This window comes from Streptosporangium roseum DSM 43021 (assembly GCF_000024865.1).
Lineage (GTDB): Bacteria > Actinomycetota > Actinomycetes > Streptosporangiales > Streptosporangiaceae > Streptosporangium > Streptosporangium roseum.
The window spans coordinates 256,595-272,479 of sequence record NC_013595.1 but is presented as its reverse complement, the minus strand read 5'-3'; the positions used below and the strand labels follow the sequence as shown (position 1 = coordinate 272,479).

Sequence of the window (15,885 nt, the reverse complement as noted above, 5' to 3'; positions counted from 1 at the left end):
CAGCCGGGCCCGTGAGCGCCGGGACTCTCAGACGGCGAACAGGAGGGCGGCATTGATGAGCACGATCACGGCGGTGGCGAAGTGGATGCCGAAGGCGGTCGCCTTGGTGCCGCCGTGGCGCAGGACGATGACGGTGTCGCCGAGGGGGACGAGGGCGACGGCCAGCATGTACCAGGCCTCGGCCTGGGGGCCCACGAAGGCGAGGAGGGCGAGGCCGACGACGCCGTAGCTGAAGTCGCGCAGACCCTTGATGGCCAGATAGGCGGCGTCCCCGTCCTTCTTGGCGGGGACGCCGTAGCCGGCGGCCGCGGCGTGGGGCACCAGGAGGAACCGGAGGCCGATGAAGATGATGAAGAGGTTGAGCAGGATGGCCAGTCCGTAGGCAATGGGGGAGAGCATGATCTTTTCCTTTTGCTAGCAGCGCTAGAACCAAGAGCGAAACTAACATATCTTCGACAGGAGTGCTAGCGCCGCTAGCATGCCGGGCTGCGCCGGCCCACGAGGTTGTGGTCGCCGCCACTGCCGGCTCCGGTGCGGCCCGTCGGGGGATGCGCGACAGGCGCGGCACCCCGCACCGCTTTCCGTCCAGCTCTTTCCGGGACAGGATCGGCCCGCTTGCGACCGGCGCCTCCTGCGCGACCTCACCGGAGTGGATCAAACGAAAACCCGTGCTCCTCCGGGAAGGAGCACGGGTGCTTCACTACCGCCGGACGTCACCGGCTCACTGGCGCCGCCAGAGGGCCGGGACGTAGGGCGGCTCCCAGCCGGGCAGTGCGGTGTGCTGCTGGAGGCACTGGTAGGTGACGCCGTTGTAGATCGCCTGAGCACCGGCCGCGTAGGCGGTGCCCGCGGTCCAGGGGCCGGCGGGTCCCTGAGTGGGCGAAGCGGTGGGAGTCGGCGTGGGCGAGACGGTGGGAGTCGGCGTGGGGGTCGGGGTCGGCGTGGGAGTCGGGGTCGGGTCCGGGCCGCCGCCGACCTTGACGTCGACGCAGTTGTAGAAGGCCATCGCGGTGTCGGCGATGTTCCAGATGGCGAGCACCTTGAGGCGGCCGGTCCGGCCTCCCAGGTTCACCGCGTGCGAGACCGTGGCGCCCGGCAGCTTGCCTCGGTCGTCGAACACCGCGATGCGGGTGCCGCCGACGAAGTACTCCCACGTGCTGGTGGCGTGACGGGCCTCGATCCGCCAGTTGAAGGTGACCGAGTCACCGACGTTGGTGACCGGCCACGCCTTGCTGTCGTCGTCGAGCGGGGCCCAGCGAGCATCGCCGCCGCTGCAGTTCCGCTGCCCCTTGGGGCCCTCGACGCTGGCCGGCTCCCAGATGATCTGGCCGCAGTTGGCGACCTTCCCCTGGGCGCAGAGGGCCTGCCTGCTCGGAGGGGAGGTGATGTAACCGTGTGCCAGGGCGGGTGAGGCGACGACCACCACGGACGCGACCGCGATGATCGTCGCCGCTAAGACTGTGATCAATTTGCGCATGTCATGCTTCCTTTGCTGGGGGGTTGGACCAAATATAAAGGAAACTTTACTAACAGTAAATATCCATCCAACCCCGCCGCATCCGGCCTGTCAGGGGGGACGCGACCCCGGCACGGTCGGCCCGCTCGCCGCCGGCATGAGCCGGCGCCCCGCCGATCCGTCGAAGGGACCCGCGAGCCGTGGCGCGTCACCCCCGTCGCCGCGGCTACGGGATCCTGGACAGGTCGATCACGTAGCGATCGTTCTTGAGCCGGTAGGTCATGAGCCGGCCGGCTCGGTCCGCGACGGGAACCTCGCCGCGGGTCGCCGCCTCCTCCCGGATGCCCAGGTCGGCGAAGGTACCGGTGGTCAGGTCGTAGAGCCCGAGCCCCGGACCGTCGCTCTTGAGGTTGCGCACGTGGAAACGGCTCTGCGTCGGTGGTTCCGGGATCAGGTAGCCGACGGGAATGTCCTTCTGCTGTGAGCCGTCACGCAGCCGGGTGAAGGCTCTGCCGTCGGCCGTCATCCCCGTACAGGACCGCACGCCGCAGGCGTACACCTGCTCGCCCTGGTGGACGGCGGCCGTACTGGTCTGCCCGGTCTCCAGGTTGACCAGCTTGCTGAAGGGCGGCCGGCCGGGCGGGCCGCCGGTGCCCGGCGAACCGGCCCACGGCCAGGACAGCAGGTGCAGACCGGCACCTGCCTGGACCGGCGTCACCGGCCCCCCGGCCAGCGGAACGCTGAACACCCCGCCCGCCGACAGGGAGAACACGACATTGCCGTCCGCCACGCCGAGGCCGTCGAGAGGGGAGACGTCGTCGCCCTCGGTTTTCCGGTCGGCCACCAGCCGAGCCTCTCCGCCGTCCAGCGGGGCGGCCCAGATGTGCGTGACGCCCTTCGTGGTGGTCCACCAGGCCACCTGCCCGTCGCCGAAGCTGAAGTCCGAGGCGAACCGCACGGTCCCCTTCGGCGCCGGCACGTCCGCGATCTTCCGCAGGTTCCGGCCGGCCAGATCGTAGGCGTAGACCACCTCGGTCCTGTCGAAGGTGCGCCAGGCCTTGACCAGCAGCGTCCGGTCGTCGATCAGCGCGACCGGCTGCAGCTCCCGGCCGTCCGCCCCCTTCGCGGGCATCTTCCACACGGCCTGTGGCCACACCTTCTCGATCGGCTCGGGCGCGGCCTCCGGGAGGGTGACCACCACGGAAGGGACGTCGGACGGGTTGACGGCCGGCGGCGCCGCCCCCCCACCACCCGCACGCAGACCCACCCCGGCCCCTCCCGCGACCACTACCACGGCCGCCGCCGCGAGCAGCGCCTGGAAGCGCCGCCTGCGCCGCCGGTAACCGATCTCCAGTTGCCCCGCCGCCGCGCCGGGCAGCCGAGGCGCCCGTTCCGCCGCGTGCCCCAAGGACCTGCGCAACGCGTCCTCGAAATCGCTCATCGCCGCCCCCCGTGCTCCGACCTGACACCTTCAGAAATGCCGTGACTGCCCGCCGGTACGGCGGAGCGAAGCTTGTCGAGCGCCCGTGACGCCTGGCTCCGCACGGTTCCCCGGGAGATCCCCAGGGTCGCCGCGATCTCCGCGTCGCTGAACCCTTCGTAGTACCGCAACACCACCACCACCCGCTGCTTGCGCGGCAGCCCGGCCAGCGCCTCCCACATCGCCTGCTCGTCACCGCTGGGCAGCGCGTCGTGGTAGCCGTGTTCGGGCAACTCCCAGCTGAGCAGCTCGCGACGCCGCAACCGCCAGGTGGCCGTGTGCAGCCTGGCCATGATGGTCCGCACGTAGCTTTCGGGATTCTCTTTGGCCAGGAGCCTCGGCCAGGCGGCGCGGAGCTTCAGCAGCGCCTCCTGCACCAAGTCCGCAGCGTCATGCGGGTTTCCGGCCAGCACGTAGCCGTATCGCAGCAGCGCATCACCTCGCTCGGCGACGAACTCCGCGAACCGCGGATCTGCTTCCAACTGCCTCCGCCTTCCGTCGTCTCTGTCACCTCCCAGATGGAATTACCGGGCAAAGTGTTGCATCCCACGACGAAAGGCCTGAGGAAGGCGGGCCCACGCGGCGCGACGCGCATCCGGCGCGGGTCACCTTATAGTCGGGTCACCAGGAACAGCGCCGATCGAGCGTGATGGGGCCACATGGGGATCGAGGGGTCGTTCTGGCGTGCCATCGCGGTCTACCGCATCGCCTCCCTGGGCTACGCCGCACTGTTGCTGGCAGGCGCCGGCGGCTACCAGCGCCCCGTCGCGGGCTGGCTCGTCCTCGGCGTGATGACGGTCTGGACCGCGGCCACCACCGTCGCGTACTCGACCGCGAGAAGCCGCCCTCTGCTGGTCCTGGACGTTCTTGTCACTCTCGGCTGCATGCTGGCTTCGCCGTACGTCCAGGGACCTGATGCCGGGCCGGCAGGCGTGATGCCGGTCACGGCGACCTGGATCGGGGGGCCTGTCCTCGCCTGGGCCGTGTACGGCGGGCGGCGGGCGGGCGGGGTCGCAGCGGTCGTGCTGTCGCTCGGCGACCTGTGGCTGCGCGGTCTGCATGGATTCGATCTCTCCGTCCCCGTCAACGGAGTCGTGCTGCTGATCCTCGCCGGAACCGTCGTCGGCCACGTGGCCCGGCTCACCGGACAGGCGGAGGAACGACTGCAACGGGCCGTCGAGATAGAGGCGGCCGGCCGGGAACGCGAGCGGCTCGCTCGCGGCATCCACGACTCCGTTCTTCAGGTGCTGGCGCTGGTGCAGCGCCGCGGGCTGGAGATCGGCGGGGAGGCCGCCGAACTGGGGCGGCTCGCCGGAGAGCAGGAAGCGGCACTGCGCGAGATGATCCGTAGCGGGCCGGCCATGGCGGAGCAGGACGGCGCAGGCCTCGTCGATGTGGGGGCCCGTCTACGCCGGTACACCACGGCGACGGTGACCGTGTCGACACCCGCGACCCCTCTGCCGCTCCCCGCCGGTCAGGCTCACGAGGTCGTCGCGGCCGTGGGCGCGGCGCTCGACAACGTCCGGCGGCACTGCGGCGAAGACGCGAGGGCCTGGGTCTTCGCCGAGAACGACGACGTCTCCATGACCGTCACGGTGCGCGACGAGGGTCCGGGCATCCCCGCGGGACGCCTTCCGGAGGCGGAGGCGGAGGGCAGGCTCGGCATCGCGCAGTCCATCCGGGGCCGGATCGCCGGCCTTGGCGGCACCGCCGGCTTCACATCCGTGCCCGGCCAGGGAACCGAGGTCGAGCTGATCATCCCCGTCCCCGCACGGCCCGCTGCCCACGAGCAGGCCCGTACCGCCTAGGCGGGAACGCGGGCCGGTTTACAGTTACGGCATGACCAGCGCTCTGCGGGTGATGGTGGTGGACGACCACCCGATGTGGCGGGACGCGGTCGCCCGCGACCTGGAGAACGCCATGTACGAGGTGGTGGCGGCCGTGGGCGAGGGCCGCCAGGCGCTCCGCGTCGCCGCCGCCGTACGCCCCGATGTGGTCATCCTCGACCTGCGGCTACCCGACCTGCCCGGCGTGGAGGTGGCCAGAGGGCTGGCCGCGTCCTCCCATCCGCCCCGCGTGCTGGTGCTGTCGGCGAGCGGCGAGCACGAGGACGTGCTCGAGGCGGTCAAGGCCGGGGCCTCCGGCTACCTGGTCAAGTCGGCGAGCCGGGAGGAGTTCCTCGACGCCGTCCGGCGCACGGCCGAAGGGGAACCGGTCTTCACCCCCGGCCTGGCCGGACTGGTGCTCGGCGAGTACCGCCGCCTCGCCACGCAGAGACCTGCCGACGACGGGCCGCGCCTCACCGACCGGGAGACCGAGGTGCTGCGCCTCGTCGCCAAGGGACTGTCCTACAGACAGGTCGCCGAACGGCTGGTGCTCAGCCACCGGACCGTGCAGAACCACGTGCAGAACACCTTGAACAAGCTCCAGCTCCACAACCGGGCCGAGCTCGTCCGTTACGCGATCGAGCGAGGACTCGACGAGGCGTAGGGCGGGCCGGAGGGGCGGCTCAGAGACCGTCGACCTTGTAGGGGTCGTGCTCGGAGAGCAGTTTGTCGAGGCGCGCCTGGTCGACGCGGCTCGACACGCTGACGACTTCCTGCCGGTCGCGCACGCACTTGGCCAGGCCGAAGGCCGACGTCACCGTGTACAGCACGGCGACCGCGAGGAACGCGCGGAGCCAGGGGTCGATCGGCAGGAAGACGATGCCGAGCGCCACGCTGCCGAGCGCCACGCCGAAGGAGATGACGGACTGCGCGTAATAGGCGGCGGTCATGACGGGCTGGAGTGGTTTGCTCATGCCGTCAAGGGTCGGGCACCAGCCGGCCGGGCGCCTGAGTACGCGTACCCACCCTGTCTGAGTACGTGAACCGGGGTGATCCGTCAGCCGTCGTTCCCCAGATCGAGCAGCCCGCGCCGGAAGGCGACGGCGACGGCCGCCGCGCGGTCGTTGACGCCGAGTTTCGTGTAGATGTGCAGCAGGTGGCTCTTGACCGTGGCCTCGCTGATGAACAGGCGCGCGGCCACTTCGCGGTTGGTGGTGCCCTGAGCGATGAGTTCCAGGACCTCCAGTTCCCGCGCGCTCAGCGGGTCGGCGGGAGCGCGCACCTGCCCGAGGAGGCGGGTGGCGACCGACGGGGAGAGCACGGCTTCGCCCCGCGCCGCCGTACGGACGGCCCGGATGAGATCGTCGCGCTGGGTGTCCTTGAGGAGGTAGCCGGTGGCCCCGGCCTCGACGGCGGGCAGGACGTCCTTGTCGGTGTCGTAGGTGGTCAGGACGAGCACGCGTGCCGCGACCCCGAGCCTGGCGAGTTCCTTGATGGCCATGACGCCGTCCATCTTCGGCATGCGGAGGTCCATGAGGATCACGTCCGGGTTCAGTGCCCGTGCGAGCTCGACGGCCTGCGCGCCGTCCCCGGCCTCGGCCAGCACCTCGAAGCCCGGGTCACCGGCGAACATGCCGCGGATGCCGTCGCGGACGATGGGATGATCGTCGGCGATCAGCAGCCGGATCGGGGCCTCAGCCACGTGCCACCGCCGGAACGCTGGCGGAGACCGCGGTGCCGCCGCCGGGTTCCGACTCGATCTCCAGGGTGCCCGCCAGACGGCTGACGCGCTTGCCCATCGACGTCAGGCCGAAGCCGCCGCCGTCTCGGACGCGCTCGGGATCGAATCCGGCACCGTCGTCGCGCACGTCCAGGGTGACCACGTCCTCCATGTAGGAGAGGGTCAGCCCGACTCGGGACGCGCCCGCGTGCTTGGCCGCGTTGGCCAGGGCCTCCTGCGCTGTGCGGAGCAAGGTCTCCTCCACCTCCGGATGCATGGGACGGACCGTACCAGTCGTGGTGAAGTCGGCACGCACCCCGTTGAACTCGCTCCACCGGGCCACGACCTCCCGCAGCGCCTCGGGCAGCGGCGCCGCCTCCAGCTGGCCGGGTCCGACCGCGTGGACGGAGCGGCGGGCTTCGGCGAGGCTCTCCCGTGCCAGCCGTACGGCATTGTCCATGTGGCGCCGCCAGTCCTCGGCCTGCTGTGCCGCCTGGAGCTGGGTGATGATGCCGGTCAGGCCCTGGGCGAGGGTGTCGTGGATCTCGGCCGCCATGCGCTGCCGCTCGTCCAGCACACCCGCCTCCCGCGCCTGTACCAGCAGCTGAGCGTGGAGACCGGCGTTCTCCCGCATCGCCTTCTCAAGCTGCGCCACCATCCGCTTCCGCTCGGCGCTGCGCTCGGTCGTGATCTCGCCGACGAAGCTGAACACGCCGACCACGGCCACGATGGCGGCGGTGAAGAACAGATAGGTGAAGATCGCGGACGGGGTGGGGTCGGGCAGCCCGCCGTTGTAGGCCGCGACGCTGATCGCCGCCGTGGCGGTGACCCCGGCGAACCGCCACGTCCCTTTCAGGTACTGCCACGAGTGAAGGTAGCCGGTGAAGCCGAAGAAACTGGCGAACCACATCCCCCGCGTGCAGAGCACCCCGATCAGGACCACCAGCCCGGCCACGTAGAGCCCGCCTCGCGGCACCAGCCGGATCCAGGCTGCGGCCACCGCGACCAGCGTGACCGTCAGCCATGAGCGGCCGTCGATGAGGAGGGAGAGCACCATGGAGATCACCAGCAAGACGTACGGCGCAGCCGCCATCTGGCGCTCCAGAAGCCTCTCCCACCGGTCGAGCTGCCCGGTCATGTCTCACTCCCAGCGGAAGAACCTGGCCGCGGCGATGCTGATGACCAGCGCGTACGCGGCCATCACCACCAGCAGCAGCGGATCGGGGGCACCACCCGCCCAGACGTCCTGCAGGCTCTGCCGGAAAGCGCCCAGAGGGGTGTATTTGCCAACATGAGCCAAGATAACGGGCATTTGATCCGTGGGCTGGATCAGCCCGGCGAGGAAGGCCATCGGGAAGTACAGCAGGACACCCACCCCGTTGGCGGCCCGCCCGTTCGGAGCCAGGGCCGCGATGAGCAGCCCGATGGCGAACATCCCCGCCGTGCCGAGCAGGAAGGTCACCGCGATCAGCAGCCCCCGGGAGGGCAGCTGAGCACCCAGTACGGTGCCCGCGACAGTCAGCAGCAGGCCGCAGGCGACCATCGCGAGGACGAACTGCAGGACCAGCTGCACCACCAGCATGCTCGCGGGACGCACCGGGGTGGTCGAGAGCCTGCGCAGGATGCCCCTCTCCCGATAGGTGGCCATGGTGGTGGGCAGCATGTACAGCCCCACGAGCCCCACGGCGATCGCCAGCGCCATCGGCAGGAGCACGGTGTCACCCGGCTCGATCGAGCTTCCGAAGATCACCAAAATGAACAGCGGGATGAGAAGCGAGAACATCGCCCCGGGCTCCCTGGTCAGCAGCTTCAGTTCGACGACGGCGAGCTTGGTCATGGTTTCCTCTGTCAGTGGGTGGAGTCGAACGAACGGCCGGTCAGGGCGACGAACGCGTCGTCGAGGGTGCGCTTGTCGATGCGCAGGTCGCTGACCAGGATGTGATGCCGGGCGAGCTGAGCGGTGACAGCCGTGGCGAAATCCCCCCGGCCCCTGACGACCACCCGGTTCCCGTCCCTGCTCACCCCGGTCACGCCGGGCAGCTCACCCAGCTCGACCAGGTCGCCGCTCATCAGCGTGAACCTCATGTGGTGCTCGGCGTCGATCCCGTCGATCAGCCCGGCCGGGGTGTCGATCGCGACGACGCGGCCGCGGTCGAAAACGGCGACCCTGTCGCAGAGCTCCTCCACCTCGTCCATGAAATGGCTGACCAGCACCACCGTCACGCCACTCGCACGGACCCGCTTGATCAGCTCCCAGGTGGTACGGCGGGCCTGCGGGTCGAGCCCCGTGGTCAGCTCGTCGAGGAAGGCCACCCGCGGATCGCCGACCAGCGCCAGGGCGATGAACAGCCGCTGCTTCTGGCCACCCGACAGCTTCCCGAAGCGGGCGTCGCGCTTGCCGGCCAGTCCCCACTCCTCCAGCAGCTCCCGCCAGTCGCGCGGCTTGGCGTAGAAGGAGGCGTAGAGGTCCAGCGCCTCCCACACCTTGATGTTCTCCGGCAACTGCGTGTGCTGGAGCTGCACGCCGATCTGCTCGCGCAGCTCCCGCCCGTCCTTGACCGGGTCGAGCCCCAGCACCCTGATCGACCCGCCGTCGGGCCGCCGCAGCCCCTCCACGCACTCCACGGCGGTGGTCTTGCCGGTGCCGTTGGGCCCGAGGATGCCGAAGATCTCGCCCTCCTCCACGGAGAACGACACCCCGTCCAGAACCGTCAGATCCGCGTACCTCTTGCGGAGGCCGGTGACTTCGATGACTGCCATGGATCAAGCATCTTCCGCCCGCTCCTCAGGCGAATCGACCTGCCGGCCAGGATCCTCCCCGTATGCGACTGACCGGAAAATCCACCGATCGGTTGATGTCCGCCGAGACACCGGCGTGCCAGGTGCGCGGACCGGCATCGGTCCTCCGATCACCTCACACGCCTGCGACCCGCCTCGTAGCGGCAGCGGGCCGGGGCACGGGAAGCCGCTCGATCAGGTCGCGTCCGCCTCGTCAACCGCGGGAAACCGCTCGATCAGACCGCGCGCACCTCGTCAACCACGGGAAGCCGCTCGATCAGACCGCGCACCTCGTCAACCGCGGGCCCGGTCGGTGGGCGGACTGATCCGCACCCGCTCATCCTCGGGGCGGCTGCCGATGTCGTCGAGCTGCTCGCGGATCGTCTTCCGCAGGTCGTCGTAGTCCCGGAAGTAGTAGTCGTTGAACAGGGTGTAGCCGGTCCACATCAGGTTGGCGCACACCCGCGGCGGCACCCCGCCCGTCGCCGCGCCCATGCCGACCAGCGCCACCGACTCGATGCTGCCCGGCTCCGCCTCGTTCTGCATGTGGATGGCCTGGAACGCGGCGGCGCACGCCAGAGCCACGTTCAGCGTCTCGCTCACGTCCTGCACCGACTCCACCATCGTCGGCGTCGAGATCAGGAACTTCGGGTTGGTCGCCCCGGACGGTACGCACACGGCACTTCCCACCGGCAACGACCCGCCGAACCGATCGCGGATCGCCCGCTGGACGCGCAACTGGATCCCAGCCCCGAGGTGCCGCTTGATGGCCGCGTCGACCCCGCCGTCCATCCGCCCGCGGGAGTTGGTCGGGCTGACCCAGGCATCGACGTGCCGGGTGAGGATCGACCCCTTGTGGATCTCGACCTCGGGGGTGTCGGCGAACGCCGCCCGCCCCGCCTGCACCACCTTCGCGTTGACGTCCACCAGCACCACCTTGAGCGGCGGCTTCACATGCTTGATGGTCATGGCTCACTCCGGGCGTGGGGAGGGGGTTTCCAACAGCCACGAAGATATCGCGCCACACGGACAAAACGGGATCTTGGTCGGGGGTTCGGGAACGATCTCCGCGCTCGCGAGCGCGCCGGCTCCGGGCCGCCCTGCCTGAACCCTCCACTGACCAGGCCTTACGGCGAACCGCCCGTCGCGGCCGGAGAGCCCGCCCACTCCGGCGGACGGGCTCTCCGGTTCCCCGACATCGCATACGGGATCTTCACGCGGCACAATTCCCCCACCTCAATCACCCGTGCCGTCACCGATACGGCTCGCCTATCCGGGAGCTCACGATGAGCGACGTCGACGCCGCCACCCCGCCCGACCCGAATGACCCGCTGGCCCTCGCCGAACTCTTCAAGGGCGGCGGCGAGCCGTGGCTGCCACTCCTGAAGCCGGTCATCGAGGCGCAGCCGGCCGCGGCCACGTTCATCGGCCCGGGCCGCAGCCCCCAGGTCGTGCCCGTCCGGGAGCTGACCTTCCAGGCGCTCAAGCCCAACCCGCCGCACAAGTGGAAGGTCGTCGTCTTCGGCCAGAACCCGTACCCGCGGGCTGAGAGCGCCACCGGCATCGCCATGTTCGACAACACCTTCCACGACTGGGACGACAGCCAGTTCGGCAAGGTCATCACCATCCGCTGCATCATCAAGGCGGCGGCGATGTGGAAGCACGGCATCCCCAAGAAGACGCCGATCGCCGACATCCGCGCACTCCTGAAGAAGCACGACACCGTCCAGCCGCCGGAGTGGTTCCAGGCGATGCTCACGCAGGGCGTCCTGCTTCTGAACGCGGCGCTCACCGCCAGCGGCGACAAGGCGATGGCCACCGACCGGCACACCGCGTTCTGGCGACCGGTCGTCGAGAAGCTCGTCGAGGAGATCCTGAAGGCCAAGCAGAACGCCGACGAGAAGGACCGGGGCGTGGTGTTCGCGTGGTGGGGAGCGCACGCCCGCAGCCTGAAAGAGGTCGTCCTCCGGCTCCAGCAGAAGTATCCCGAGGTGGAGGTCTGGCACATCGACCACCCCAACCCCGCGGCACAGGGCGACATCTTCTGCGACGGGAACCACTTCGCCGCCGTGAACACGGCACTCAAGGCGCTCGGGACCGACGAGATCGACTGGCTGCCCGGCAAGGGATGGAACAAGCTCGCGGCGCGGACCGACGGGGCGGACGCGGACGCGGCCGACCGGATGGGGGCGTTCATCGCCTCCACGATGGAGTTGCACAAGCTCTACCTCGAACGGCTCGCCGGCGTCAAGGACGAGGGGCTGGAGCTTCCGGCGATCACCGGCGTGTTCGACACCCCGCTCATGGACTTCCGCGAGGCCGTGGCCCCGGTGGCCAAGCTGCTGTCGGGTCTCGACTGGCACATGGAGCAGTCGCACCGGTTCGGCCGGCAGCAGGCGGACGGCGCGGCCGACGGCCTGTCCGCCGACGAGATCGCGGCCCTCTACCTCTATACCTGCGAGTCTGCGTTCTACCGGAAGATCAACGCCATCCTGCGCGACCCGGACCGCACCCGGATCGTCCCGTACCGGTCGTACCTGCGGCTCCTGTTCTCCGCCGTGTCGCGCCTGCCGGCCCGCAAGGAACCGTTGTGGCGCGGAGTATCGCTGGACCTGCGGGCGCAGTACCCACTCGGCCGCACCGTGACGTGGTGGGGCGTGTCCTCGTGTACGTCGAAGCTCAGCGTGGCCCAGGCGTTCCTCGGCCGCGGCAAGCGGACGCTCTTCGAGGTGCTCCCCATGCGGGCCGTGGGCATCCGCGGTTTCTCCGCGTTCACCGGCGAGGAGGAGTTCATCCTCGCCCCCGGCACTCAGCTCAAGGTGACCGACGTGAAGGCCGAACGCGGCGGCCTGTACACCGTGAAGCTGACCGAACTGGCCGAGCAGCACCTGGTGGCGTGAGCAGCGGAGGACGTCTCCGGCGATGAAGCTCCGGCGGCCCGGCGGCGACGCCCCGGGCCGCCGGAGCCACCCGCCAGGCGTTCAAGCGCCTCGAAGGCGTCACGGGGCACCCCGTCACCTCAGGGTGGGCATACGGGGGACATCATTCCGGCCTGCACTACCAAGCCTTGGGTAGCTGGCGGGATTTCCGCAGGTGGGACGGGTTTCTAGGGTGATCGGTATGAACGATCCCCACCGCCTCGATCTGTCAGGCCGTCCACCCGCACCCGTCTCCGGGCCGCGTGGCGGCGGCACCGCGCTTCGCGCGCTGCTGTGGATCGTCCTCATCGTGAGCGCCTCGATCAACATCGTCCTGAACACCTTCGGAAGTGCGACCGCCACCGTGCCCGGCACGGCCGCCGGAATCGTCGCCGTCGCCTGCATCGCCGGCCTCGTCACCCACCATTTCCGCCGGCGGCGGTCATGAGTGGAGTCGTCACCCTGACCGACGTCGTCAAGAAGCACGGTGAGCTCGTCGCGCTCGACAACGTGTCGCTCGCCTTCCCACGCGGCCGGTTCGTCGCCGTCATGGGACCGTCGGGCTCGGGCAAGAGCACGTTGCTGAACTGCGCGGCCGGGCTCGACACGCCCACCTCGGGCGCGGTCACCATCGGCGGCGTGGACGTCACCCGGCTCAACGAGACCAAGCGCACCGAGCTGCGCAGGAAGCACATCGGCTTCGTCTTCCAGTCCTACAACCTGCTGCCCGCCGTCAGCGTCGAGCACAACATCACGCTGCCGCTCCGCCTGGCCGGACTCCGCCCCGACCCGGCCTGGCTGCGCGAACTGGTCGAGCGGGTCGGCCTCGGCGGACGGCTGCGGCACCGGCCGGCGGAACTCTCCGGCGGTCAGCAGCAGCGCGCCGCGATCGTGCGCGCGCTCGCCGCCCGTCCCGACGTGGTCTTCGCAGACGAGCCCACGGGCGCTCTCGACCTGCGCAGCGCCTCCCAGGTGCTGGACCTGCTGCGCGAGCTGGTCGACGACCTCGGTCAGACCGTGGTCATGGTCACGCACGACCCCGCTGCCGCGGCGAGGGCACACGACACGCTCGTCATGGCCGACGGCAGGGTGGTGGACCTGCTGTCCGCCCCCACGGCCAGTGATCTGGCGCAGCGACTCACGCAGCTCACCGCCGTACCGGAGGGAGCCAGGTGATCAGGACAGCACTCTCCCTGGCCGGGCTCAGCGGCCTCGTCGTGGCCTTTCTCGCCGTGTTCGGCGGGATGGCGCTGCTCACCGGCTCCGGTGTGATCATCGAGTCGGGCCTGCGGTCGAGCGTCTCCACCCAGCGCCTGCCCGGCGCCGACGTGATCGTCTCGGCCAGGCAGTCCATTCCGCAGAAGGAGGACCTGCCGGCCGCGCTGCCCGAGCGGGCCGTGGTGCCCGGCTCTCTGGTCGCTCAGCTCGCCGCCGTGCCGGGCGTCGCGGCCGCCGTCGGCGACCTCAGCTTTCCCGCCGCCGTCCTTCCCGTCACGGCGAGCACGTCCGGCCCCGTCACGGCGAGCATGTCCGGCCACGGCTGGTCCTCTGCCGCGCTGGCCGGCGCGGGCAGGAAGGTGACCGGCACCCCGCCGAACACGGGCGACGAGATCGCCCTGCCGTACAGCATGGAAAGAGCACGGATCGGGCAGACGGTGCGTGTCATCGCGGGCGGGACGGCGGGCGACTACCGCGTCACCGCGCTCGTCGACGCGCCCGGCCTGTACTTCAGCGACGAGGCCGCGGCCAAGCTGGCCGCCAGGGATGCCGGGCCGCGGGCGAAGACCGTGGACCTCGTCGCGCTCAGGGCCGAGGACGGCGTCACCGCGGCCGCGCTCGCCGACGAGCTCGCCGAGCGGCTCGGCGACCGGTACGAGATCTCCACCGGCCGGGCCAGGGGGGACGCCGAAGCCCCCGGTACGGCCGCCGCCCGCGGCATGCTCATCGCGCTGCCCGCCTCCATCAGCGGGATCAGCCTGATGGTCGTCGGGTTCGTGGTCGCCGGCGGGCTGGCTCTGTCGATCAACAGGCAGCGGCGCGACCTGGCGCTGCTGCGTGCGGCCGGTGCCACGCCGCGCCAGGTGCGGAAGCTGGTCGCCGTGCAGGGAACCGCGGCCGCGCTGGCGGCGATGGCACCGGGAGCGGCGCTCGGCTACTATCTGGCCGCCCGGTTCGGCGAGTTGCTGGTGTCGGTCGGCACGCTGCCCGGCGATCTCCCGCTCTCCTACAGCCCGCTGCCCGCCGTGGCCGCCGCGCTGCTGCTGTCCGGTGTGGTCAGGATGTCGACGTGGGGCGCGTCCCTGCGCGCGTCGCGGATGCCGGCGGTGGCCGCCGTCGCGGAGTCGGCCGGCGAGCCGCGCACGCCCTCCCGCATTCGCACGAACGGCGGGCTGCTGCTCATACTGGCCTCGGTCGTGCTCTCCACGGCCCCGCTGCTGATCCGCACCGAGATGGCCGCCGTCGGCCCGGCCACCGCGGCGCTGCTGGCCGTGATCGGGCTCGCCATGGCCGGCCCCTGGCTGGTCCAGCGGGCGACGGGCCTGCTCGCCAGGCGGCTGCCGCCCGGTCTGTCCGCGCCCGCCTGGCTCGCGGTGAGCAACACCCACGGCTACGCGCTCAGGACCGCGGGCGCCATCGCCGCCCTCGGCATGGTCGTCACCCTGTCGCTCAGCGTCGTGCTGACCCAGACCACGATCGCGAAGGCCTCCGGCGACGAGGCGGCCCAGGGCATCCGCGCCGACGCCACGATCACCGCGCCGCTCCTCGGCGGCATCCCGCACGGCCTGCTCTCCGACATACGCGCCACCCGGGGCGTCACCGCCGCCACCGCGTTCACCACGACCACCGTGCTGACCCGCTCCCTGGCCCTCGGCGACGACTCCCGTCGGCTCGAACCCCGGCCGGCCATGGTGCTCGGCCCCGACGCCGAAGGCCTGGTGGATCTGGGCATCGTAGGCGGCAGCCTGGCCGCGCTCAAGGGCGACACGATCGCCGTCGACGAACGCGCCGGAAAGCTCGGCGATCACGTCGACCTCACCCTGGGCGACGGCACCGCGGTGACGGCCCGCGTGGTCGCCACCTACACCCGCGCGCTCGGCTTCGGGCCCGTCGCCGTCTCCCGCGACCTCGCTTCCGGGCACACCACCACAGGTCTGGACTCCACGATCCTTGTACGGCTCGCGCCGGGTCCGTCGCCCCTTCCCGCGCTCCTGAAGCAGTGGCCGGGTACCGTCCTGTCCGGCGACCCCGCCGCCCCGGAGATGGGCAGGCCCTCGGGCGAGATCCTCGTGAACATCGCGGTCCTCGCCGTACTCCTGGGCTACGTCCTGGTCGCGGTCGTCAACCGCCTGGTCGCCACCACCACCGCGCGGTCCGCCGAGCTGACCGCCCTGCGCGACCTGGGCGCCACTCCCCGCCAGCTCCGCACCATGATCCGCTGGGAGGCCCTGGTCATCGCCGCCGCGGCCGCCGGATCCGGGCTGCTCCTGTCCACCGCCCCGCTGACCATGCTGAGCATCGGCTTTCTCTCCCGGCCCTGGCCGGCGGGTCCTGTCTGGCTCGCGCCGGCCGTCGTCCTCACCATCACCGTGGTCGTCTGGCTGGCCCTGGCCATCCCTTCCCGGCAGATGATCCGCCGCGCCTGATGGCTCCGAGAAGACCTCCTCGGCCGGACAGCCGGCCACGGAGTGGAGCACGGGGCCGAATTC

16 protein-coding genes are annotated in these 15,885 nt (G+C 70.7%); 6 read left to right on the top strand and 10 right to left on the bottom strand.

All coding sequences use genetic code 11. The annotated features are described in order from the left end of the window. Window positions 1-27 precede the first annotated feature (27 nt). The 4 genes from SROS_RS01325 to SROS_RS01310 form a co-directional block, all read right to left on the bottom strand. Complete coding sequence (locus tag SROS_RS01325; RefSeq protein ID WP_012887062.1) at window positions 28-399, bottom strand: DUF4267 domain-containing protein; 372 nt, start codon at window positions 397-399, stop codon at window positions 28-30. Window positions 400-721: 322 nt separating this feature from the next. Continuing rightward, a complete protein-coding gene (locus SROS_RS01320) occupies window positions 722-1,477 on the bottom strand; it encodes a lytic polysaccharide monooxygenase (protein ID WP_012887061.1) in 756 nt (251 codons plus the stop codon). Window positions 1,478-1,682: 205 nt separating this feature from the next. Beyond that, entirely contained in the window at window positions 1,683-2,897 is a 1,215-nt protein-coding gene (locus SROS_RS01315) for a TolB family protein (RefSeq protein WP_012887060.1), read from the bottom strand. Next, window positions 2,894-3,418 carry a SigE family RNA polymerase sigma factor gene (locus tag SROS_RS01310; RefSeq protein WP_012887059.1) on the bottom strand — a complete coding sequence of 175 codons (525 nt, stop codon included), beginning with the start codon at window positions 3,416-3,418 and terminating at the stop codon, window positions 2,894-2,896. The genes SROS_RS01315 and SROS_RS01310 overlap by 4 nt, the downstream gene beginning before the upstream one ends. 177 nt (window positions 3,419-3,595) lie before the next feature. On the opposite strand from SROS_RS01310, the gene macS reads away from it, so the two are divergent. Together macS and SROS_RS01300 are read left to right on the top strand one after the other, a co-directional pair. After that, entirely contained in the window at window positions 3,596-4,744 is a 1,149-nt protein-coding gene (gene macS / locus SROS_RS01305; RefSeq protein WP_012887058.1) for a MacS family sensor histidine kinase, read from the top strand. Between the two features lie 31 nt (window positions 4,745-4,775). Beyond that, window positions 4,776-5,426 carry a response regulator gene (locus SROS_RS01300; protein WP_012887057.1) on the top strand — a complete coding sequence of 217 codons (651 nt, stop codon included), beginning with the start codon at window positions 4,776-4,778 and terminating at the stop codon, window positions 5,424-5,426. Between the two features lie 19 nt (window positions 5,427-5,445). Here SROS_RS01300 and SROS_RS01295 read toward each other — a convergent pair whose 3' ends face one another. From SROS_RS01295 to SROS_RS01270, 6 genes are all read right to left on the bottom strand, one after another. Beyond that, window positions 5,446-5,736 carry a YiaA/YiaB family inner membrane protein gene (locus tag SROS_RS01295; RefSeq protein ID WP_012887056.1) on the bottom strand — a complete coding sequence of 97 codons (291 nt, stop codon included), beginning with the start codon at window positions 5,734-5,736 and terminating at the stop codon, window positions 5,446-5,448. An 83-nt stretch (window positions 5,737-5,819) separates the two neighbouring features. Continuing rightward, window positions 5,820-6,464 (bottom strand): response regulator, encoded by a 645-nt coding sequence (locus tag SROS_RS01290; RefSeq protein WP_012887055.1) that lies wholly within the window; start codon window positions 6,462-6,464, stop codon window positions 5,820-5,822. Continuing rightward, entirely contained in the window at window positions 6,457-7,620 is a 1,164-nt protein-coding gene (locus SROS_RS01285; RefSeq protein WP_012887054.1) for a sensor histidine kinase, read from the bottom strand. The genes SROS_RS01290 and SROS_RS01285 overlap by 8 nt, the downstream gene beginning before the upstream one ends. Before the next feature lie 3 nt (window positions 7,621-7,623). Beyond that, window positions 7,624-8,319 carry an ABC transporter permease gene (locus SROS_RS01280; RefSeq protein WP_012887053.1) on the bottom strand — a complete coding sequence of 232 codons (696 nt, stop codon included), beginning with the start codon at window positions 8,317-8,319 and terminating at the stop codon, window positions 7,624-7,626. A gap of 11 nt (window positions 8,320-8,330) precedes the next feature. After that, on the bottom strand, window positions 8,331-9,242 hold the full coding sequence (locus SROS_RS01275; RefSeq protein ID WP_012887052.1) for an ABC transporter ATP-binding protein: 912 nt from the start codon (window positions 9,240-9,242) through the stop codon (window positions 8,331-8,333). A gap of 312 nt (window positions 9,243-9,554) precedes the next feature. Continuing rightward, on the bottom strand, window positions 9,555-10,229 hold the full coding sequence (locus SROS_RS01270; protein WP_012887051.1) for a macro domain-containing protein: 675 nt from the start codon (window positions 10,227-10,229) through the stop codon (window positions 9,555-9,557). A gap of 317 nt (window positions 10,230-10,546) precedes the next feature. Here SROS_RS01270 and SROS_RS01265 point away from each other — a divergent pair, with 317 nt between their 5' ends. The 4 genes from SROS_RS01265 to SROS_RS01250 all read left to right on the top strand — a co-directional run bounded on the left by SROS_RS01265 (window position 10,547) and on the right by SROS_RS01250 (window position 15,822). Next, on the top strand, window positions 10,547-12,160 hold the full coding sequence (locus tag SROS_RS01265; protein ID WP_012887050.1) for an ADP-ribosyltransferase domain-containing protein: 1,614 nt from the start codon (window positions 10,547-10,549) through the stop codon (window positions 12,158-12,160). Window positions 12,161-12,380: 220 nt separating this feature from the next. Beyond that, window positions 12,381-12,626, top strand: coding sequence for a hypothetical protein (locus SROS_RS01260; protein ID WP_012887049.1), 246 nt, complete (start codon window positions 12,381-12,383; stop codon window positions 12,624-12,626). Next, on the top strand, window positions 12,623-13,354 hold the full coding sequence (locus tag SROS_RS01255; protein WP_012887048.1) for an ABC transporter ATP-binding protein: 732 nt from the start codon (window positions 12,623-12,625) through the stop codon (window positions 13,352-13,354). The genes SROS_RS01260 and SROS_RS01255 overlap by 4 nt, the downstream gene beginning before the upstream one ends. Next, on the top strand, window positions 13,351-15,822 hold the full coding sequence (locus SROS_RS01250; protein ID WP_012887047.1) for an FtsX-like permease family protein: 2,472 nt from the start codon (window positions 13,351-13,353) through the stop codon (window positions 15,820-15,822). The genes SROS_RS01255 and SROS_RS01250 overlap by 4 nt, the downstream gene beginning before the upstream one ends. The last annotated feature ends 63 nt before the right edge of the window (window positions 15,823-15,885 follow it).